Annotated in this window: 16 protein-coding genes and 1 pseudogene; 11 read left to right on the forward strand and 6 right to left on the reverse strand. The window is 48.9% G+C overall.

Annotated elements, in window-relative coordinates:
- Positions 1–26 precede the first annotated feature (26 nt).
- Together SIB68_RS10440 and SIB68_RS10445 are read left to right on the forward strand one after the other, a co-directional pair.
- Positions 27–986 carry an alpha/beta fold hydrolase gene (locus SIB68_RS10440; protein WP_011131308.1) on the forward strand — a complete coding sequence of 320 codons (960 nt, stop codon included), beginning with the start codon at positions 27–29 and terminating at the stop codon, positions 984–986.
- Positions 987–993: 7 nt separating this feature from the next.
- Positions 994–1860 carry a galactose mutarotase gene (locus SIB68_RS10445; RefSeq protein WP_063400976.1) on the forward strand — a complete coding sequence of 289 codons (867 nt, stop codon included), beginning with the start codon at positions 994–996 and terminating at the stop codon, positions 1858–1860.
- A gap of 471 nt (positions 1861–2331) precedes the next feature.
- Here SIB68_RS10445 and SIB68_RS10450 read toward each other — a convergent pair whose 3' ends face one another.
- Positions 2332–3558 carry an FAD-binding oxidoreductase gene (locus tag SIB68_RS10450; protein ID WP_081215547.1) on the reverse strand — a complete coding sequence of 409 codons (1227 nt, stop codon included), beginning with the start codon at positions 3556–3558 and terminating at the stop codon, positions 2332–2334.
- 14 nt (positions 3559–3572) lie between these two features.
- On the opposite strand from SIB68_RS10450, the gene SIB68_RS10455 reads away from it, so the two are divergent.
- A complete protein-coding gene (locus tag SIB68_RS10455; RefSeq protein ID WP_063400975.1) occupies positions 3573–4961 on the forward strand; it encodes a four-carbon acid sugar kinase family protein in 1389 nt (462 codons plus the stop codon).
- Here SIB68_RS10455 and SIB68_RS10460 read toward each other — a convergent pair.
- From SIB68_RS10460 to SIB68_RS10470, 3 genes are all read right to left on the reverse strand, one after another.
- Positions 4845–6290 (reverse strand): (Fe-S)-binding protein, encoded by a 1446-nt coding sequence (locus SIB68_RS10460; RefSeq protein ID WP_074160308.1) that lies wholly within the window; start codon positions 6288–6290, stop codon positions 4845–4847. The two genes, SIB68_RS10455 and SIB68_RS10460, sit on opposite strands and share 117 nt — an antisense overlap.
- 298 nt (positions 6291–6588) lie before the next feature.
- On the reverse strand, positions 6589–8436 hold the full coding sequence (locus SIB68_RS10465) for a hypothetical protein (RefSeq protein WP_063400974.1): 1848 nt from the start codon (positions 8434–8436) through the stop codon (positions 6589–6591).
- Positions 8437–8571: 135 nt separating this feature from the next.
- The gene (locus tag SIB68_RS10470) at positions 8572–9996 is read right to left on the reverse strand and encodes an NADP-dependent isocitrate dehydrogenase (RefSeq protein ID WP_063400973.1); all 1425 of its coding nucleotides are present in this window, start codon (positions 9994–9996) and stop codon (positions 8572–8574) included.
- 141 nt (positions 9997–10137) lie between these two features.
- Here SIB68_RS10470 and SIB68_RS10475 point away from each other — a divergent pair, with 141 nt between their 5' ends.
- Positions 10138–11112, forward strand: coding sequence for a glycosyltransferase family 2 protein (locus tag SIB68_RS10475; protein WP_063400972.1), 975 nt, complete (start codon positions 10138–10140; stop codon positions 11110–11112).
- Here the strand turns inward: SIB68_RS10475 and SIB68_RS10480 are convergent.
- Complete coding sequence (locus SIB68_RS10480; protein ID WP_063400971.1) at positions 11097–12404, reverse strand: ChbG/HpnK family deacetylase; 1308 nt, start codon at positions 12402–12404, stop codon at positions 11097–11099. The genes SIB68_RS10475 and SIB68_RS10480 overlap by 16 nt on opposite strands.
- Positions 12405–12887: 483 nt before the next feature.
- Here SIB68_RS10480 and SIB68_RS10485 point away from each other — a divergent pair.
- The 5 genes and pseudogenes from SIB68_RS10485 to SIB68_RS10505 form a co-directional block, all read left to right on the forward strand.
- Positions 12888–13019, forward strand: a pseudogene (locus tag SIB68_RS10485) (biliverdin-producing heme oxygenase); the annotation flags it as partial.
- A gap of 106 nt (positions 13020–13125) precedes the next feature.
- On the forward strand, positions 13126–14202 hold the full coding sequence (locus SIB68_RS10490; protein WP_236069137.1) for a glycosyltransferase: 1077 nt from the start codon (positions 13126–13128) through the stop codon (positions 14200–14202).
- A gap of 160 nt (positions 14203–14362) precedes the next feature.
- Positions 14363–16201: an ABC transporter ATP-binding protein gene (locus SIB68_RS10495; RefSeq protein WP_063401145.1), complete on the forward strand. Its 1839-nt coding sequence runs from the start codon at positions 14363–14365 to the stop codon at positions 16199–16201.
- Positions 16194–17360: a glycosyltransferase gene (locus SIB68_RS10500; RefSeq protein ID WP_063400970.1), complete on the forward strand. Its 1167-nt coding sequence runs from the start codon at positions 16194–16196 to the stop codon at positions 17358–17360. The genes SIB68_RS10495 and SIB68_RS10500 overlap by 8 nt, the downstream gene beginning before the upstream one ends.
- The gene (locus tag SIB68_RS10505; protein WP_074160307.1) at positions 17357–18334 is read left to right on the forward strand and encodes a glycosyltransferase family 2 protein; all 978 of its coding nucleotides are present in this window, start codon (positions 17357–17359) and stop codon (positions 18332–18334) included. Before SIB68_RS10500 ends, SIB68_RS10505 begins: the two co-directional genes overlap by 4 nt.
- Positions 18335–18390: 56 nt before the next feature.
- On the opposite strand, the gene SIB68_RS10510 is transcribed toward SIB68_RS10505, so the two are convergent.
- A complete protein-coding gene (locus SIB68_RS10510) occupies positions 18391–18561 on the reverse strand; it encodes a hypothetical protein (protein WP_155724990.1) in 171 nt (56 codons plus the stop codon).
- Between the two features lie 123 nt (positions 18562–18684).
- Between SIB68_RS10510 and SIB68_RS10515 the strand changes: the two genes are divergently transcribed.
- On the forward strand, positions 18685–19863 hold the full coding sequence (locus tag SIB68_RS10515; protein WP_155724989.1) for a hypothetical protein: 1179 nt from the start codon (positions 18685–18687) through the stop codon (positions 19861–19863).
- Between the two features lie 149 nt (positions 19864–20012).
- Positions 20013–20939 (forward strand): hypothetical protein, encoded by a 927-nt coding sequence (locus tag SIB68_RS10520; RefSeq protein WP_063400966.1) that lies wholly within the window; start codon positions 20013–20015, stop codon positions 20937–20939.
- Positions 20940–20978: the final 39 nt, after the last annotated feature.

Genomic DNA, 20978 nt, shown 5'->3' on the forward strand with positions numbered 1-20978 from the left:
CATCAACTTTCGCCACCGTCGCCGTTGTGACGTCAGCTCCATCTGCCGTGCTTAATGCTTCCTGGAGCCATCTGGGGCACGATGTTCATTGTCTACAACGCATCCCAGATCAGGATGTTGAGCATGGGGGACGCCAACGGCCGGCATTGTTGTTGGTACATGGCTTCGGGGCTTCTACCGATCACTGGCGCCACAACATTCCAAAGCTTTCTCTCACCCATGAGGTGCATGCCATAGACCTGCTTGGCTTTGGTCGTAGTGCCAAACCTGGTGGGCTCGATTATGGCGGGGACCTTTGGAAAGACCAGTTGGTTGCATATGTCAATGAGCGGATTGGAAGGCCCACTGTGATTGTTGGCAATTCGCTGGGAGGTTATGCAGCCTTGGCTGCAGCTGCTGCTCTTGAATCGCAATCGGCCGGAGTGGTTTTACTGAATGCTGCTGGTTATTTCAGCGATGAGAAGTTTTCTCCAAAACCAAAAGACATGAGTTCGAGGCTTCGCCAGATGATTGGGCAAGGTCTTTCAAGGGATCTTGTGGTGAAGTGGTTGATATATCCCTTAATCCAGAGAATGATCTTTGAGAATCTGCGCAGGCCTGGTGTCATTCGCAGGACTCTCCAGCAGGTTTATATAGACCCTGCCAATGTTGATGATGATCTAATTGAGTCGATTCGTAGGCCTTCTCTGGATCCAGGCGCATTCCAAGTGTTTCGCAATGTTTTTCAGGCACGTGGGCTTAGGGGTAAGGCTATTGATGAATTGTTCAATGATTTGCAAGCTCCTCTGTTATTGCTCTGGGGTGATGGTGATCCTTGGTTGAGGAATGCAAAAGCCAAGCAAGATAAGTTTCGCACATATGCCAGAGAAGCTTCTTTGGAAGTGAAAGAGGTGCTTTTAAATGCTGGACATTGCCCTCATGATGAGGTGCCTGACTTGGTGAATTCTGAATTGCTGGAGTGGCTAAATGGTTTGAGTATTGCTTAATTTAGGAATGCTCGACGGCCATAGTTCTCCTCTCCTCCGTAAGCAGAGTCCCTATCCTCATTGGCAGTATCTGCACCCAGAAAGTGGTGATCGTTTGCGGATTGTGCCTGAGCGAGGTGGTTTAGTCACTGATTGGTGTTGTAACGGCCATGAGCTGCTCTATTTGGATCAGGAGCGTTTTGCAGATCCAGAGAAAAGTATTCGCGGAGGCATTCCAGTGTTGTTTCCCATCTGCGGAAACCTGCCAGGTGATTTATTACCCTTGCCAAGTGGTGAGTTCATTCTTAAACAGCATGGTTTTGCTAGGGATCAGCCTTGGGAATTACAGTTATTAGAAGATCACAGTGGCGTGAAGCTTAGCTTTGTTGATAGTGAAGAGACACGTGCTGCTTATCCATTTTCTTTTTTGCTTGAGATGGTGGTGCGCCCGATTCTCAATGCTTTAGAGATCGAGGTGAATGTACATAACCGTAGTCAAATTACGATGCCCTTCAGTTTTGGCTTACACCCTTATTTCAAGGTGACTGATTTGAATAAGGTCCGGTTGGAAGGTTTGCCTCATTCATGTCTCAATCATTTGCAGATGGCAGAAGCTGAAACCGCCATCCAATTGGCAGCTTTAACTGAGGGGGTGGACTTCTTGGCTCGCCCTGCGGGGCCAGTCACCCTTGTGGATGAAGCCGCTGGCACATCTCTGCAGCTTCAGCATGAGAACCCCATGGATCTCACTGTGGTGTGGACTGATCCGCCGCGGCAGATGGTATGCCTTGAGCCTTGGACTGGTCCGCGGGAGGCATTGATTAGTGGTGATCGCAAGTTGGAGATCGACGCTGGTGGCCAGCAGAAGCTGAGATGTGCCTTGGTTAATTGTTGATCAATTTCCTCTATTGATGCAACTTTAATCCCCAGTGAAAATATCTTCATTTTCAGATTGAGTACGCATAGTCTGAATTGATATTGGTTGGCCAAGCTTCTTCCTTTTGGCTTGTATTCGGCCATGTCATAAGATTTAAATTAATCTACCTTGAGTGGACTTGCCTTGAATGCATCCTTGCGCAAAGGGCTTGGAGTCTTGGGCTTGATGATCTAATCATTTTCTAAAAGTTTAATATGGGATATGTTGATCTCTGCAGTGACCATGGCTTGGATATAATCTTTTAGGGTTAAAGTTAATTGATTGATATGCTTGGGTGCGATTAAAGGCTTGGGAAGAGGTTTAACCGTTTAGATCTTGTGCCTGAAAGTTGTCTATATGCTAGTGACTATTCCATGGATTAAGTCTGAGAAGATCCTGCGCTTTTCGATGCTCTATTGAGGCATTCTGCCATGCCTGCTTGGCCGTTGATTAACCAAAAACCCCTGGTAATCGGCCTCTCGCTAGTTGCTGTTTTGGGTCGAATTGTTGCTTCACAGCTTCAATCAGTGGCTTTGAGGGTGCATCCAGCCAAGCAGGCAGGCGATCGCCAGCTTGGCTGGGTTGCTGCAGGAGTGTGAGCTGGCCACCGAGGCGAGCAATCTCGTGGCGCAACGCGTTGAGATCCTCGCTTTGGCTGATCCCTTTTTCGTTGGCTGGTGATATTTGCCAGCCGTCGCCGATGCCAGCGCCAGCGGCAAGCTGCCAATGCCAGCCGTTGAGGGCTTGCAGTTCTTTGCTGGCGATCAGCCGGTGAATGTTGCTTGGTTGCAGCGCTACCCGTACCAGCCAATGGTTGCTATCGAAAGATCCTTCAGATGGGTGTGGCTCTTGATGGGGGCCGAGCCAGTCAAGCTGTTTTGTGCCCAGTTGATGTTGATTGGCGAGGGTTTTGAGGTGGCCTATTTGGTCGTTGACAGCTTGATCGCTCACGCTGGCCACGCCGATGTTGAGATGCCAGTCTTCTAAATCTGTTTTGATCCAATCGCAGTATTCCGGGGTGAAGCTGGTGCGCAATAGTGCAGCTCGCCATGCTTCCAGCGCTTCCAGAGAACCATCAAGGCGAAGGCCGATGTGTGCTGGGCGGATTGGTTGGCAGCGCAGAGTGAGTTCCGTGATCAGAGCCAAGCTGCCCCAACTGCCGCACAGCAGGCGCATGAGGTCATAGCCAGCTACGTTTTTGACTACCCGGCCTCCAGCATGCGCAGCAATGCCATCGCTACGCAGGAGGCCGATTCCGATCAGTTGGTCGCGGATACCCAGATGCCGCTGTCGCAAACCGCCGGCGAGGCCTCGAGCCACCAACCCACCCACACTGCCAGCACTGTTGGGATCTGTGTTGGCTTGGCTTCCCCTGGGCCAGTTGACAGCTAGCCACTGATGGTGTTCTTTTAAAGCCATTTGGAGCTCTGCCAGCGGCAGGCCTGCTTCAACAGTGATCGTGAGGTCGTCGACAGCGTGATCAATGATGCGATTGAGACCACTCACGCTGATTGGTTGTGAAGGCATCTCCACAGGCGGCCCCCATTGCAGACGGCTGCCAAGACCACAGGGCAGCCAGGGGGTTGCTGCTGCATGCAGCCCCGCAACAAGATCGGCCAGTTCATCTGCCGTAGCAGGTGCTGGCACGTTGGCGGTATCGGCGAAGAACGTGTTCACGTCACGATGGTGCCATGAAGATTGTGGTGCTTGATGACGACCCCACCGGCTCCCAGACTGTGCATGGCTGTCTGCTGCTGCTGCGCTGGGATGTTGATGTGTTGCGGCATGGGTTGCGCCACCCTTCGCCACTCTTGTTTGTGCTGGCCAACACACGTGCGTTAGCCCCTGATCAGGCGGCATCCCGCAATCGTGAGATTTGTTCTGCTTTGCGGCAAGCATTCGCGGCGGAAGGCATGTCAGCAGCGGAAGTTGTTGTGGTCAGTCGCGGTGACTCCACGCTGCGCGGTCATGGCGTTTTGGAGCCTGAGGTGATCGCTGAGGAGCTTGGCCCCTTCGATGCGACGCTGCATGTTCCTGCTTTCCTCGAAGGAGGGCGTACCACGGTGAATGGCGTGCATTTGCTTGATGGCAAGCCAGTGCATTCCAGTGCTTTTGCCAAAGATCGCTTGTTTGGTTACAGCACCAGTGATCTCCCTGCTTGGCTAGAGGAGAAAAGTGGTGGGCAGATCCGAGCTGAAACTGTTCAGAGCCTTTGCCTTGCGCAGTTGGATGCGGCTGTTGAAAATCAAGATGCTGCGAAGCCATTGAAGACAGGCCGCACAGAGTTGCGTCGTTGGTTGGCTCGGCTTCATCACAATCAGTCTGTGGTGGTGGATGCGGAGCATTCTGAGCAATTGCTGGCCTTAGCAGAAGCGGTAAGGCAGTTGGCTGGTCATAAGCGTTTTCTGTTTCGCTCTGCAGCAAGTTTGCTCAATGCGTTGGCAGATCTTGCACCCCAACCTCTTGCTGCTGATGGCTTGGCTGGCATGCGACGGACCGATCACTCAGGTCAACGATGGCCTGGGTTGGTGATAGTTGGTTCCCACGTTCCTCTGGCTGATGCTCAGTTGGAATGTTTACTCGAGGAGCCAGAGTGCATGGGGGTGGAATTGCCAGTTCCCCGCTTGGCGCAGATCTTGCAGAGAGGCTTGTCTGATGGGCGCTTGGCTGAATTGGAGCAGCATTGCTTCAATCAGCTGGGCGAGGCGCTTGCCATCGGTCGTACACCGGTGTTGTTTACGAGTCGCGGTGAATTGGATTGCTCAACATCAGCGGCAAGGCTGAGCTTTGGCGTTGCTTTGGCTCAATTGATGGCTCGTCTTGCGGCTGCTCTCGCGCCGAGGTTGGGCTATTTGATCAGTAAGGGTGGAATTACAACCCACACTCTGTTAGCAGAAGGGCTGGGTTTGGAGATGGTGCAGCTTGAGGGGCAAATCTTGCCAGGCTTGTCGTTGGTGCGGCCTTTAGCTGGAGATGGCTTGGTTGATCTGCCGATCCTTACCTTCCCCGGAAATCTTGGCAATGAAACCACGCTGTTGACCGCCTGGCGATTGATGGAGGCCGGCGGCACAGGCCAGTAGTTCCATTGGATGGGCGACGGCCACATCACCATCCAGATGGCGGCGGAGTTGCAAGGTGCAGCCAATGTTGGCGCTGGCAATCAGCTCCGCTCCAGTGTTGCTGAGGTCAGCAACCTTGATTCTCCCCAGTTCGGCAGCTTCTTGAGGGTTGACCAAGTTATAAATTCCTGCGCTCCCACAGCAAACTCCGGCTTCTGTGGCTTCGCTCAAAACTAGATGTGGAATGGCCTTCAATAGTTGTCTTGGTTGGGCTTGGATGCCTTGGCCATGAATCATGTGGCAGGCATCGTGGTATGCAACTTTCAGAGGAGTTTGGGGGCTGGCAGGCTGCCCATTGTGATGGGCAAGAGGCTGAAGCTTTTGCTGAAAGTTGCTGTCGAGACCGTGTTCCGCAAGGAATTCATGCACATCGAAGACGGGAATGTTGAAGCTTGCTGTTGCGTTGAGGAGTTCGCCGTAGGCCTTCATGGTGTGGCCACAGCCCGAGGCGGCCACCAGCACAGCCTCTAAGGGCTCGGCTCCAGCAGGTCGCCCTGGGCCGACAACATTGGCAAAGCTTTGGACAAGCTTCTCGGCTAGCTCTCGGGTTTGTTTGAGTTGCCCCTGGTGGTGGGAGACGGCGCCACAGCAGCCTTGATCTTTTGGCACAACGACTTCAAAGCCATTCGCTTGCAGCACAGCAATAGTGGCTCGGTTCACGTTGGGATCGAAGCAACGTTGCACACAGCCAAGAACAAGCCCCACTCTGCTGCGGCGTTGACCTGTTGCGGGGTGGAGAACCTGCAGATCATCCTGAAAATTTTCTGCTGCAAGAGCAGGTAACAAGGCCTCCATCGCTTCCAGTTGGGGCCCAAGAATTTTGTTGATACCGAGGCGGCGGCTGAGCGCTTGTATTGGTGTCCCCGCGTAGGCACGCAAAGGTTGCAGAAGGGCGCGCAGTCGGCCGGGATAGGGGAGCAACTTCAGTAGAACTTGACGAAAGTGGTTCTGGCAGGGGCTGCGAAGTTTTGCTTGGTTCAGTAAAGGGCGCGTCGCCTCGATGAGCTGGTCGTAGCGAACGCCTGAGGGGCAGGCACTCACACAGGCAAAGCAACCTAGGCAGGAGTCGAAGTGGCTGGCGACGGTGGCATCAAGCTCCAGCTCACCGTTGTCGATCGCCTTGAGGGTATGGATTCGCCCTCGTGGTGAATCCATTTCAGTGCCCAACACTCGGTAACTTGCGCAGGTTGGCAGGCAGAAACCACAGTGCACGCAGGGGTCGGTGGCGTCTGCTGGGAGACGGCTTAAGACCTTGTCATTTTGGTTTGGCGTGACGTCAACAGATGTCATGCTTTGAGTCTGGCGACTTCCATGTCGCTCTGTCGCATGCCGGCAGTATGTGCCATCACTATTGGCGATCGTTCTCAATACCGTTGGCTGTTGCCTGAAGATTTGCTTTTTGGCACCAACTTTATGATTTTTTGCTCATGCTACTTACTCAGGATAAATATTGCCGCTAGCATTTAGATGCACTGCCAATTTGATGGAAAATATCCTGGATTTTGGGCTCCCAAGAGTTCGAGATATGGGCATTGTTTGTAAATTTAAATCATTATTGCAGATCAACCTTTTGAAAGGTATCAGGAGTTTATTTTAAGCGGACAAATAACCCTTTGTTAGCTACAATCTGATCTTTGTAGATAATCGTAAACTGCCTTTGTTCTAAAATTGGATCTAGCAGGCTCTTGTTTTGGTCAATGCTTGCAACAATGTCTCCTGATTTAGGTAAGTACCTTTGACCCTTGTTGATACCGTCCTTGATTAAATAAGTTTTTGTCTTTGAATCGTATTCAATCAGCCTATCATATTTTAATTGTCCCAGGAACCGCTCGCGTGAAAGCCTCGATTTCTCGTTGATAATGAGGTTGACCTCGTTGCCAATTCTTTTAAGATGTTGGAGGGTTTCATCCAAATGTTCGAAATTTGCTTGATTAGAAATTTGCTCTAGTTTTATCCATTTTGCAGTTTTGTAAACGCTTGAAATTCTGAGCGCTGAGAACTGCAAGTGTTCGCATATGAGAATTCCAGCAGCAAATATTATGCTGGTGAAAACAGGTTTCTTCGTATTTAAGTGATTTTTAATCCATGGCTCAATCCATTTTGACCATGCATAAGCAGCATTGATAATAATTACTATTTGGAGGGGAAATGATTGATAGTCGTCTGCTTTCAGGCGTGTTAGGCCAAGAAGAGCTGTCCCATAAATAAACGCAGCAATATTAAAAGAATCAAGTATGTTTAATGTGACTAATTTTTTTATAGCCATCCATAACCTTGTGATGGTTAAGAGGCCTAACGCTGTGATCCGAATGTCGAGATTCAGATTGAGTTGATTCCCCTCGATGTAAAGACCTTCACTTGCATAAACTCCTGGAATTAAGGAGAGAACTACATAGCTTGCAATGAATACTGGAATAAGAAGAAGAATGTAGAGATCCAGCTTGTTGCTTTTTAAGAGTTTGCTGAATAGGTCTTTAAGATGGTTCGGGCCAAAAGCTGACATCTTCTTCGCCTCTAGCGCAAGATTCACGATAGAAGGCGTTACGAAGAGAAGGATGGCTATATCTTTAGTTAAAGATCCTATTGATGCGAGAATAATGGCCGTGTAGAAAGTTGTATTTTTATTCTCTTTAGCGTGTCTAATGTAGCAATATAAATAGGCTGCATAAAGTGTTCCTACTGTTCTCTCGGAGTAGATGACGTGGAAAAACGTAAATACTGTAGAAGGGTGAAAGAGAAGGATTATGGTGATAAATATTGCTAAGCTTGACTGATTGACTTTTCCTTTTATTGAAAGGTTTTCGACGATTTTTGTGCAAAAGAAAACTATTAAAAAAAGTTGGAATGAGCAAAAAAGTAGCCAGGTCTTGATTTGAACTGTGAACCAGCTAAGAATGTGTAAATCCTGATGGGCTAGTGGGAAAAAGCGAAAATCGCTTCTCCTCATTGTTTCGTTGACAAAGCTGTAGCGGATTGAAAAATTATCTAACAGGTTTCCATTGATTAGGTCTGGATACCAGCCAATCATGTCGAAGTAAAGGTAGGAAGAACCATAGATTATTGCTATTGCATAGCAGGCAAGAAGGATTGAAGTCAGTGGATTCTTGCTCCCGAATTCGATTAAGCTTTTCAAGAAAGGGCGAGTTGATTGATATTGACTTTTGTTCTTTTTGTAATGTCGACGTGCAAGCACTGTCAGCTTGTACGTCCCGGTTAATATGAATATTAGAAAGAGGTCGTGTGCGTATCCGAGATATAAGCGAATCAAAGCTCTGCCTTCACTTGAATTGGCTGTTGGTAGTAAGTGGTTGTTTTTGTGAATCCAGATTGCCAGACATATTCCGATGCCTGTAATTAAGCTGCTAATTGTTATGAGGACTATTGGCCATGGAAATTGTAAATTGCTTTTTGAGTATTTCTTTTTTTGGATTGCCATTTTAGTAATTTAGAGCTCTTGATTGCCGAGTTGGAATTTATGAGATTTGGCTTATTGTTTATGTAGCGATTGATTGTATTCTGCGATAGTTTTAAGGCTGGGTAGGCATGGCTGAAGGGCAAGGTTAGTTGCGTTTCAGAATCGTTTGATGATCGTTTCAGCGAAACCACTACAGCTCACAGGTTCTACTGGCGGGTCCATCAGGCGAGCCAGGTCATAGGTGATCTGTTGATTGGCAATCGCAGCACTTAGCCCTTTTGTGATCAAGTCTGCGGCTTCTTGCCAGCCCAGAAACTCCAGCATCATCACGCCGCTGAGGATGACCGATCCAGGGTTGATGCGATCAAGGCCGGCATGCTTGGGTGCTGTTCCGTGGGTTGCTTCGAAAATGGCAGCGTTCTCGCCGATGTTGGCTCCCGGGGCCATGCCTAAGCCGCCCACCATCGCCGCAGCGGCGTCGGAGATGTAGTCGCCATTGAGGTTGAGTGTCGCGAGAATCGAGTATTCCTGCGGCCGCGTTTGGATCTGTTGGAAGATGCTGTCGGCGATCCGGTCATCGACAAGCACCATCGCTTTCCATTGGCCGTTGCCATGACTGGTGCCGATGGCATCCAGCACGGCGAGTACTTCGGCATCGATGCTGGCCTTTTTCTCAGGAGTCAGGCTGTCGTAGCCAGGTTCGATCATGCGGGCATTGGCTTGGATGGTCAGTTCTGGATCGTTCTCAAGATTGCCGAGAATCCAGCTCTCTCGTTCGGTGACGCACACATCGCGGAACTCGCTTGTGGCGAGTTCATAACCCCAGTCACGGAAGGCTCCTTCCGTGAACTTCATGATGTTGCCTTTGTGCACCAAGGTGACGTGGCGCTTGTCGCCCTTCAGTCGAAGAGCATGTTGGATCGCTTTGCGGATATGGCGCTGGCTGCCGTGCTTGCTTACAGGCTTGATGCCGATGCCTGAGCCTTCAGGAATCTGGCGTTTGCCCAGCTTGCCGTTGGCTGGAATGACGACTGCGTTGAGATGTTCGCGCAATTTCTGGCCGACTGGATCATCGGCTTCCCATTCCACCCCCATGTAAATATCTTCCGTATTTTCTCGGTAGACGATGACATCAAGATCCTGAGGCCGTTTGTGGGGGCTTGGTGTGCCGTTGTAGTAGCGACACGGGCGGACGCAGGAATACAAATCGAAGATTTGACGTAGGGCCACATTGAGGGAACGGATGCCGCCACCGATTGGAGTCGTGAGGGGGCCTTTGATGGCGACCCCATAGGTGCGGATCGCTTCAAGGGTGTCCTCTGGTAGGTACTGGTAGGTGCCGTAGAGATCGCAGGCCTCGTCGCCTGCATATACCTTGAACCATTCGATACGACGCACCCCTTGATAGGCCTTTGTTACAGCTGCATCCAGCACTCTTTGGGTCGCGGGCCAGATGTCGACACCTGTGCCATCGCCGCGGATGAAGGGAATGATTGGCTCGTTGGGTACGACTGGCTGGCCGTTCACGAAGCGGATGGCCGTGCCCTGGCTTGGTGTGGAGAGCTTCTCGAACTGAGCCATGGAAACGTGCTCGACGGTGACGCGTGCTGAGGCGAGCCTATGCCTTGGTGGTGGCCCTGACGACCAGGCTTTAGAGACTTAGCTTGAGCTTGCCAAACTCTTCTCGAATTCAGTAGTGCAGTTCTACGTCCATAGAGAGTGATGGAGATGTCATCAATCTCAGAGCGTTTGCCTGGTCAGATCTGGGTAGTAGCGGCTTGTTTCAATGAAGAGGCTGTGATCTGTCAGTTCATAGAACGAGTGCTGGCCTTGCCGGAAGTCAGTCATTTGTTGCTGGTGGATGATGGCTCACGTGACGCCACGGTGGCTCAGATCCGCATATGGCAGCAGCGATTTGTTGGTCCTAAGGCTTCTATTCCAGTCACTTTGTTGGAGCTCACAAGGAACTTTGGTAAAGAAGCGGCAATGCTGGCTGGCTTGGATTATGCCCAGGGTCACTGCGATGCTGTGGTGCTGATTGATTCAGATCTTCAGCATCCGCCAGAGCTGATTACGCAGATGGCTCAGGCTTGGCGTGATGGTGCTGAGGTTGTCACTGCAGTCCGTGACGATCGTGATCAGGAATCAAGGTTGAAAGTAACAACTTCCTCCTGGTTCTACAGGGTTTTCAATCGGGTAGTGGATTCCATTCAACTGATTGATGGGGCAGGAGATTTTCGTTTACTCAGTGCACCAGTTGTGCAAGCCCTCACTCAAATGCGCGAATTCAGTCGTTTCTCCAAAGGTTTACTTCCTTGGACCGGATATCGCAGTCTCGAGCTGAGTTATAGCAGGGTGAAACGAATGGGAGGTCGTAGCTCCTGGAGCCCCCTGAAGCTATGGAGCTATGCACTCGACGGCATCTTTTCCTTCTCAGTGATTCCTCTAAAGATTTGGAGTTTTTTGGGCCTTGTAGTTTCCTTGATTAGTTTACTTTACGCTGCAGTTATCATTTTGATCACGATTTTCAATGGAGTTGATCTTCCTGGCTATGCCTCACTCATTGTGGCGGTTCTGTTTTTTGGGGGCATTCAATTGATTGGTATCGGTGTACTTGGCGAGTACATCGGTCGGATCTATGTGGATACCAAAGCCAGACCACACTATTTCATTAGGGCCATTCACGGTTCACTTTGAGTGGAGGCACTGGCTTGTAGTTTTTTTACTGCTTGCCACTCCATTTGACGCCATGAGGATGAGAAAAATGTACGAGATAAAGGGAAATCTGTTAGGCCTTTATGAATCTCTTCTGGCTTTAGCGCTGCAGCTGGATGCGATAGCAGCAAAGGTTGTGTGTGCGGTGGTGAGAATGAAACAGATTTGAGTTCTTGCCAAGCGGCTTTGAGCGGAGCATCCACCATTCGCCCTGTGAAAAGTACGCCGGCAAATCGGGCGTTGGTAGCTACTAACGCTTTGCGCAGTCGTGGTAAAGCCATGCGAGTGAGGGTTTGCAGCACAAGCCACTTCAACCAGCCACCATTCGTTAGAGCTGTTAGCCAGTAGCGTGATGACAGTCCAGTGGGCAAGGGCTCAGCAGTGGTGCGTAACCAGCTGATGCCTTGTTTAGGGGCTAGTTCGAGGATCACATCGAGCACGATGGGCACCAGATGCACATGTTGATGGCCATCAATGGCGATGATGGTGAGTCCAGTGAGTTCTCGAAATCGCTGGATTTGAGAATTCAGTTCACAGCGAATTTGCCTTTCAAGTCGTCGTCGTCTTGGTGCATTTTTAGGTAGGCATGATGCCAGCATTAACGTCCCAAAAGAGCATTTGAGCCGCCCTAAATTATCAATGAGTTCATAGACTTGTTGAGGGGGCGCTACTGCTCGACCTTCGCTTAGGCAGAGGTGCAAGCAAAGTTGAAGGCTGGGGTAGCTTCTACATTGTTCAATAGCGGACTCAACGGCATTGCCGTTGACCAGCAGGCTGGCGCTGTCGAGCTGCCTGGCCGCAGCAAGAGCAAGGATGGCGGTGTTGGTCGCGTTGGTGAGACCTAGGTCATCGGCATGCAGTTGAGGCTTCGTATTGTTAGATCGTTGGTGCCGGCGCATGCTGAATCGGGCTGCCCTTGACCAGATCAAAGCATTGAGCAATGTCGGTGTAAAAACCAGCATCACTGTGGTGATGGGTAGTGAAGCCCAAGGGCTGAGCGCCAATGGCAACAGTGCGCTCACGCTGACATTGACACTGAACTGCAGAAGCAACCAGCGACGTGCGAAGCGCTGTCCAGTTGTTTCTGAACGGAAGGTGTACAGGGCATGGCCTAGATAGCTGACCAATGAGGCGGCCAAGAAGCCACTGAGGTTGCTCAGCCAGAACGGTATGAGCTTTGCCATGAGCACCAGCAGCGTTGCGTGTATGGCTGCAGCTGCTAGTCCGACTACTCCATAACGCCCTACCCGTGCAGCCAATGGCTGCAAACTCATGAGAGCACAGTCTCAAGGACTGTATTCATCGTTTTGAGATGATCGAGTAGCAATAGACATGACATGGCAGAGCGATTCCTCATCAGGGACAACATCAAAGTGTCGCAACCGTAATGGCATGGCACTGATTGATCCTGCAAGATTGGTACGCTTTAGGAGACTGGATGCAGTCGCTACAAGATGAATCACTTGGAGTTTGCTCAGGGCCAGATTGAATGGTCATGTTTTGAGTCCGCATATACCAGCCGCTCAATCCATCTTCATTTGCTGATGGGATGATCCAGAGATTTGCAGTTGGTTTGAGGGTGAGCCCCTTGATCTTTCTCTACTAATACACCTTTGGAGCTCGTTGCTTTAGTACCGCCTTGTTGATGCAAATCAACTCAGCGGCGAGGTTGTTCTCTTAACTCTCTGCAATCGATGACTTCATGAAGCACCGGCTATTTTTCATGTCCTTTCACCTTTGAAAGCTTTGTTTCCCCAATTGCGGTAGCCCTTGCGAGCGCACTCAGAGAAGGCACTAAGGCAGCCCATACGATGGCCGAGAACACTGATTTCGTGAGCTCTTTCCTTAAAGACGTGGTTGATCTCTCCAGTTATCGCAACCTGGTGGCTGCAATTGGAAAGGTCTTGTTTGTGGATTCCTCGGTGCCGCCAACGAGGTGGCAGCACCGACGATGCGGTGGTCTGAGGAGCTTTGCAATCGTCAGATTTGAGCAAACTGCGGCATAGTTCTGCATCGGTTAGTCCACTCGCCCCTGTGCGTCGCGTCTTTTTTCTGGTTCCGGGGACTACTGATCGCTATCGCTGCGGTGGTCTTTCAGTGGCGCTCCATACCGCAAGGTTGGTGAACAGGCTTATTCCTACTGATTTGGTGACCTATCGGAACCGTCAGGACGATTATCTGTTTTTGGATGATCTTTTGCAGCAAGAACCAGCTCAAGGGGAAACACTTTGGGTGGTGAGCTGGGGGTTTGAAGTGCCGAAGTTGTTGCGGCGTCTAAGGGGGCGGCATGTGGTTTATCACGCCCATAGCAGCGGTTATGGATTTGATCTTCCATCAGGGGTTCCTGTCTTCGCTGTGAGCAGAAATACCCTTGGCTACTGGGGTGACCGGGCTCCTCGCAACCCTCTGTTTTTGGTGCCTAATGCTTTAGAGCCCTATTGGTTGGAGAGAGGTGCTCGGCTTGGAGAAGCTGTGGCTGAAGCTGGAGATCGCCCCATCGATGTCTTGGTACAGGAGCGAAAGAGTAGCCGTTATGTGCTGGGGCAATTGGTCCCTGCCTTGAGAAAGCTGGGGCTGAAGGTTGTGGTTCAGAGTGGCTGGGTGGAGGATCTGGTCGCTCTGTTCAACGATTCCAAGGTTTATATCTACGATTCGGCTGAGTATTGGCGGAGTAATGGCCTGAGTGAGGGCTTTGGTTTGCCCCCTCTGGAGGCGATGGCTTGCGGCTGCGTTGTGTTCAGCAGTTTCAACCATGCGCTCGCCGATACACTTGAGCCGAGTGTGGTGGGCCATCAGATTGGTTGCGGCAGTCTCGCTTGGGATGTGCGGCGGATTTGCGAATCTGTGCGAGAGCCGGCGGCTTGGCGTCCAACTCAGGAGCGGCTCAATCAGCTGTTAAGTGAACATACGGAAACGGCTTTGATGTCGCGTTGGAGATCGGCGCTGGCTGCTATTGAGACCATGCCGTCAGATGAACTGCCCCTCAGGAGGTCTTCACCTTTTGTGTTGCGATGCAATCGAAAGGTTGGTCGATTATTGAGGCTCTTGAGAAAGCTGATCTCTCGCAGCTAATTGTTGCTTCTGTCTTTCTGATGAGCTGCTGCATCGAATAAGGGACTTGGGGATGGTCAATCGGTTGGCTGGCTGGCACTGAAGGTCAATAGGGCTTGGAAGTACAGCCTTATGTTGTGGGCATCTCATCAGGTGAGGTTGATACTTGCCTGAATCTCACGTGGCTAAACATAAGAGAAGCTTTGGTCGCAGTGCAACCCTGAAACACGTCAGGGGGATTCTTAGTTATCTACCTAAGAGGCAATTAAGAGGATTCTTTTTGTTGTTATTGATGTCCATTGGTGTGGGATTTGGGGATCTTTTGTTTGTGGGTTTGATTGCTAAGTTAGTGGGTTCGTTAAGTGGCTCTAGTCTCGCAGATAATCTCCCCAATGTGAGGGTTTTCGGAGGTGATGCTCTGGATAGGGGGCTATGGATTGTGGGGATCTTGATTGTTTTGATCTGGGCCTCTACTGGATTGAAATTCCTTACCCAGTTGATAGGTGCCAGAGTCAGTGCGGAGATATGGTCGGCCTTGGGTAACAAGATCTATGGAAATCTTTTGTTGCAGCCGTTTGACTATTTTAAGGATAGTAGTTCTACCAAGTTACTCACGCGTCTGAACCGTGTATTGAGTAAAGTCTCGGATAATATTGTAATGCCAATATTAACAATTTTTGGCAATAGCTTGTCTGCTGCAATTTTAGCTTTCGGGGTTATTGTTGCTTTTGGGTGGATTGCACTTGTTGTTTTTGGCTTATTGCTTTTTGCCTATTCGATTGCTTCTTTGTTGATTACGCCAAGGATGCGCTTTCTCTCGAGGCAGAAGTATGTATATAGCCGACGAGTCAATCAAATACTATTAGAATCCTCCAGGTCTATTCGTGATATTCATTTGCATGGTTCTGAGGTTTTCTTTCTTCGTCGTTTTGAGGAAATTGGATCTCAAGGCAAGCGCTATGATCGTATATCAAAAATCCTGCCTAATTTACCTCGCTTTGCAATTGAGCCTGTAGGGGTAACTGTTTTGTTTGCACTCGGTCTTCTTCCGCTTTTGATTGGCGGTGAGAGCCAAGACTCTGTACGCGATGCATTGCCTGCTCTCGTAGGCGTGGTCTTTGCATCATTGCGACTAGCGTCTCCAATACAGGCTGTTTTTAAAGCAGTAACCATCTTGAGAGGATCACTGCCAGATCTAGAAAATGCCATTGATCTTCTTCAGCTTAAGCCTAATCGCTTGCTTGATTCATCTTCCGGCCCGGTTAGTCCTGCTGGAATTATGCCACGTTATACGATTAAATTGAATGGAGTTTCTTATAGGTATTTAAAGCATTCTAACTGGGTCCTAGAGGATGTTGAGTTGACTATTCCTGTCGGGGCCAGAGTGGCACTGGTTGGCACCACTGGAGGAGGTAAAACCACGGCGGCTCATATTATTTTGGGCCTGTTACGTGCTCAAAAAGGGAGTTTACTACTTGATGGTGTAGATATTAGGCAGGAAGAGGTTCAAGCCTGGCAGCAATGTTGTGCTTTTGTTCCCCAACATATCAGGCTTCTTGATGCAAGTGTGCGTGCAAATGTTGCCTTTGGTATTGATGATGCATGCATTGATGAAGATGTTTTCTGGGACTGTCTCGAGATGGCTCAGTTGGCTGAATTTGTCTCTGATTTGCCTTTTGGAGCTTTCACAAGGATCGGTGAAGATGGAATGCGCCTTTCCGGTGGTCAGCGCCAGAGATTGGCTTTAGCAAGAGCATTCTATAAGCGTGCCAAAGTACTGGTGCTAGATGAGGCTACAAGTGCTTTAGATAACAAGACGGAGAGTGATGTCATGGAATCACTTGAGCTGATTGGAAGGCGTTGTACGACAATTGTCATTGCTCATAGATTGTCTACAATTCGCTTTTGTGATCGAATTTATGAATTTAGTCAAGGTCGGGTGGTGGCTTCTGGCACCTACGATGAGTTGAAGGATCGTTCGCGATCTTTTGAGGAGTTGGTCAATCTTCAGGATGGCTGATGTTGTGTTGGTATCCACAGCGGATTGGGATCATCCGTTGTGGACTAATAAGCAACATGTGGCCTGTTCTCTTTTAGATGAAGGTCACAGAATCCTTTATGTAGATTCGCTTGGGTTGCGGATGTTTCAGCCCACTGGGCGTGATCTTCGACGTGTTATTAGTCGTTTGAGACGTGGTCTTAGCTTGCCCAGGCAAGTCCGTAAAGGGCTCTGGGTTTGGTCTCCTTTAGTTCTTCCAGGTGGTAATCAGGGAATTGCTTTGATGTTGAATCGTCTCAGCCTTGCGATGGGGTTGCGTTTAGCTCTCTGGTTTATTGAATTTCGTCGACCTTGGTTATGGACATATAACCCTCTTACGGCAAGGTTTCTGAGTTTGAAGGGCTTTTCTTTATGCATCTATCACGCTGTTGATGCATTGCAGGAACAGCCTTGTATGCCTCGGGAAGTGATTGAAGCTGAAGAGCAAAGACTATGTCGCTTGGTTGATCAAGTGTTTGTGACTTCTCCACAACTGAAACGTCAGCTTGAGCCGCATTCTGCACGGATTAGATATGATCCCAATGTTGCCAATCAGGATCATTTTGCGCAGGCGATGAAGGTTGGATCGGCAGGCTTGCCTAGCGACCTTGAAGTTATAACGTTGCCCAGAATTGGTTTTATCGGGGCTGTGAGCAGTTACAAGCTGGATTTTGAATTAGTTGTAGCAGTTGCTCGTTCTAAGCCGCTTTGGCAGTTCGTGTTTATTGGGCCTACTGGTGAGGGAGAGCCCTTTACAGATATCAGCTTGCTTGAGAAGGAGCCAAATATCCATTTGCTCGGTAAGAGATCTTATGAGGATTTGCCGCGCTATTGCGCAGGATTTGCATGTGGGTGGTTGCCATTGCGGTTGACGCCTTACACGGAGGCCATGTTCCCGATGAAATTCTTTGAGTACATATCCGCCGGTTTGCCTGTAGTGGCTACAGAGATTGATGCTTTAAGAGAGTTTTCTTCTGTTGCTTGGTTGTGCGATGACACACCTGAGGCCTTCTCCAAAGCTTTGACGGGTTGCTTAGCTGGTCATGGACCTGATCAGAGTGAGCGCTTGGCGATGGCATCGCAGTACACCTACCAGGCGCGTACTAAACGAATGTTGTCGGCTTTAGAGGCCTTGCCATGATTAGAGATTTGAGTGTTATTACGGTATGCATGAATCGTCAACATCATTTGTTGACCTCTGCTCAGCAATTAGCTGCTTGGCCCCATCATCAAGAACATTTGGTCCTGGATTGGAGTAGTCGAGATCCTGTGCAAAGGAGTCAGTTGCCAGATGATTCCAGGATTCGTTTGGAACGCGTCGAGCGGGAAGAGCGATGGAATCTATGCCGTGCTTATAACTTCGCAGCACAACTCGCAAGGGGTAGTCTCTTGCTCAAGCTAGATGCAGATTGCTGGCCAGAAGATCTTGACCCTCTTGCATATTTTGCGGATGGTTATGAAAGGTGTTGGTTTGGTTCTGGCCTGGATGGCCGCCTTGGACAGTTCTTAATGGCACGTGAATCTTTTGAAGCTGTTGGAGGCTTCAACGAAGTTCTCGTTGGCTATGGATTTGATGACAAAGATCTCAAGGCCAGGTTGCAGAGCCTCAACTATTCCGTTCAGCTAATGCCGGAAGCAGCTATCGGGGTGATTCCTCACTCCATTCATGAACGAGTGAGCCGTTTGCGAGCCCCTCAGCTCAAATCCACTGCTTTGGAAAATTCGCGTAGCTTTGCTCTGCATAGGGCTACTGCAATGAGCAACCGAGTAGCTGCAGCTCACATGCCTTGGACAGCTCAGCGATCAGGCAGTCGTTACGAATATGTTGCTGCTGGTCTATGGCGGTGTGACCCCAGCACGATTCCAAAAGTTGATGGCTTAGCTGCTGCAGAACTCCAGCATTTGCGTCGGCAGGTGTTCTGGTCACGCTTCCTTGAGCTGCCAGATCTGCACGTAAAGCTTTTGCCTGTCAAGCTCCTCCCTCCCGATCATGAGGGTAAATTTGTTGTTCGCTCTTGGCATTTGTGTTATTGGCATACTTTGCGTCGGCTTTTGCGCATCCCTGTCAATCTGCTTATCTTGTTTAAGGGATGTCTACGCCGCCCTTACCCTTGATGGGCACGTTTTTTTGAAGTTCTTTTAGATGTTCTATTGGAGCAATTGTCAAGGCCTTATGCCGTTAACACGACTTGGTTGCTGATAGGCACTATAAAAGCATCAGAAATTTGATTAAAATCCTTTTCATTTTCGCTTGGAGAAAGCTTCTTGTTCTTAATTTTTTTCTGAGTTGGAATGTTTTGAAAATCAACTTGCCATCCTTGTTTACCGCCTAGCTTCGTCAAACACTTAATAAGTACCTTCAGTGTCTTGCGGATGTACTTCAGTTGCTTATGTTCGACGTTGGCTATGTCACTCAAAGATCTGATTATTCTATGTATTGGAGCACTTTCTTGAGTCTCTTGCTGATGTTCCCGAGCGAGTCCCCCTATCGGATTGATCAGGTGATGTCATCACCATGGTTGATGACGTTGTTATTTTTCAGCCAAGTGCTCTTTGCGACTTGCATCAATTGGTTGGCTGTCCGCCAGAAGATGTCTTGGTGGTGGATTGCTGTAGGCCTTTTTTGTCTAGTGACTACGGCTTTTTTCACGTTGTCCTCATGGGGTACAAGCGATGTCACCAAGTTGAATCATTACATCGACCAGTTTGTTGTACATCTACCTAGAGAGCCCTTTTGGTGGATATTGGCTCCCTTGATCAAGGTTCTTCCTTACAGGATGGCAGCCATTCATGGGCTTGTTGCGACGTTTTTCGCTGTTTTGGCCATCTTTCTCTCCCGTTGTTGGCGATTGCCAGGCTGGGGTGGCTGGTGGGCTTTGTTGTTGTTGACAAGCCCATTCCTAAGAGGGTTTTTGCAGAACGCTCACACCCGACAGGCTTGGGCAGTTTTACTGGCTGTGCCACTGTTTCTACGTGCCTCGGGCTTTGTTGAAATACGAATACTTCCTGTTTTATCTTCTGCTGTTTTGGCTTTATTTAGTCATCTCACGGCTTTCCCTATGCTTGTTTTGGCCTCAATTCCTGCAAGTTGGCAAGGCATAGGTTCTTTGGCCAGGTTGCCGCGTCTCGTGAAGATTGGCGTCTTTGGATTGCTCGTCGTTGTATTGACTATTTTTGCACAACCGATCTGGCTCAAATTGCTGGATTACACAAGTCAGATGAATTTTTTTAGCTCTTATTCAATTCAGCGACCTGTTTTGGTTTCAGAAGTGCTTTTGTTGGTAGCGGTTGTTCTTTCCTGCCAAAGGAGAAAAATATCATGGTCTGTTTTGAAGCATTGTCAGGCGAGTAGGACTTTGCTTCTTTACATGTTGATGTTCATCATTGTGCAATGTGGAGTGAGGTTTGAAATCTACCCACAGATCGTCTTCAGATTTGCAGATCCGATAGGGTTATTTTTGCTGCTATCTGTACTGCGTTGGTTTCAACTTTATAGCATTAATAAGATGTTGCTGCCTTTACTTCTCTTTAGTTTGATGATCTGGGGTAAGCAATTGGTTGACCCGGTTGGCCTTAATTGTGGCTTTGATGATGACTTCCTTTGCATCCCAGACAGGTGGCCTTGGCAGATTGTGTACTATTGATTTATTTGTACTTTTTTAGACAATTTTGAGGGGGAGTCGTTTAAAGGTTTGGTTTATATGCTGGTGGCCGCAAAATTATGCTTATGTCTTTTAGAGGGCTTTAATCCCTTTAGTTGCTCCAATAAGCATTGTAAGGTTATTATGGAGTTGTGGCTGATTTGTTTGGAGCTTTAAGGCGTCATATGGGTCGTTTGTGTCGACGCCTCCTGTGGCTGTTGAGTTATAAAAAAATCAAGGCTTCTGAATGTTCTGTCGAAACTGCTATCGCTGCCGATGATATACATAGTGCATTAAGGCTTCTTGAATATCAGCAGTATAAATATCAGTGGCATTTTCAGGTGGAGAGGTTTGTTTTTAGACCAGATTGCAGGCCGGTAGGACCTGATAAGGCTTTGACTTTACTTGTCGGGATTCACAAGTCTGAGTCTCTCCTTTCTCATCAGTGTTTTTATGCTGGAATTGCAGCTATTTATATTTCTATTCAACAAAAGAATTCAGTTAGTTTGGATGGCTTACACCCATGGCTTTTCAGGCAGGCAGGCCTGACTAGCTCAGAACAGATTGTTTTTAGTCCTCATTGGCGTAACCGTGAATGTCCATATAAACAAATTATTTCGGCTCGCGCCTGCTTGCTGCAGTTATCTCTTTCTGAAGGAAGGGCTGCTGCTAAAACAATTGAGTCAATTGGCAACGCAAATTTACGGATTCTCAATGCGATGCCTTTTCGAGAGATTTCTGCTGATGTGCTATATCGCAGTACTACTAATCTTTTGAGAGGACTTTTGTGTCTAAGCTTTAATCGGTTAGGATGTCATCAGTTGTGCAATTCCTTGAAAAGATTTCGGATAGAGCTTGAGTGTGGTCGATATCGAAGACCAGTTGAAGAGGCCAAGGAGAATCATCTTGGCCTCTTGATTGAAGTCCTTGACTTGGTCGAGTTGGCTATGACGTCAGATTCACAAGTTTTGCGTGAAAAAAGGCTTTCCATAATGATTAACATAGCTTCGCCTGGCATTGCTGAGGGGGCGCTTGACTGGCTTGACTCCCTTGAGCCTAACTTTTTATCGGATAGCTAAAATATGGCAAAGATTGTATTGCATATCCATGATTTGGGC

The sequence above is a fragment of the Prochlorococcus sp. MIT 1323 genome, from assembly GCF_047304905.1.
GTDB lineage: Bacteria > Cyanobacteriota > Cyanobacteriia > PCC-6307 > Cyanobiaceae > Prochlorococcus > Prochlorococcus marinus_D.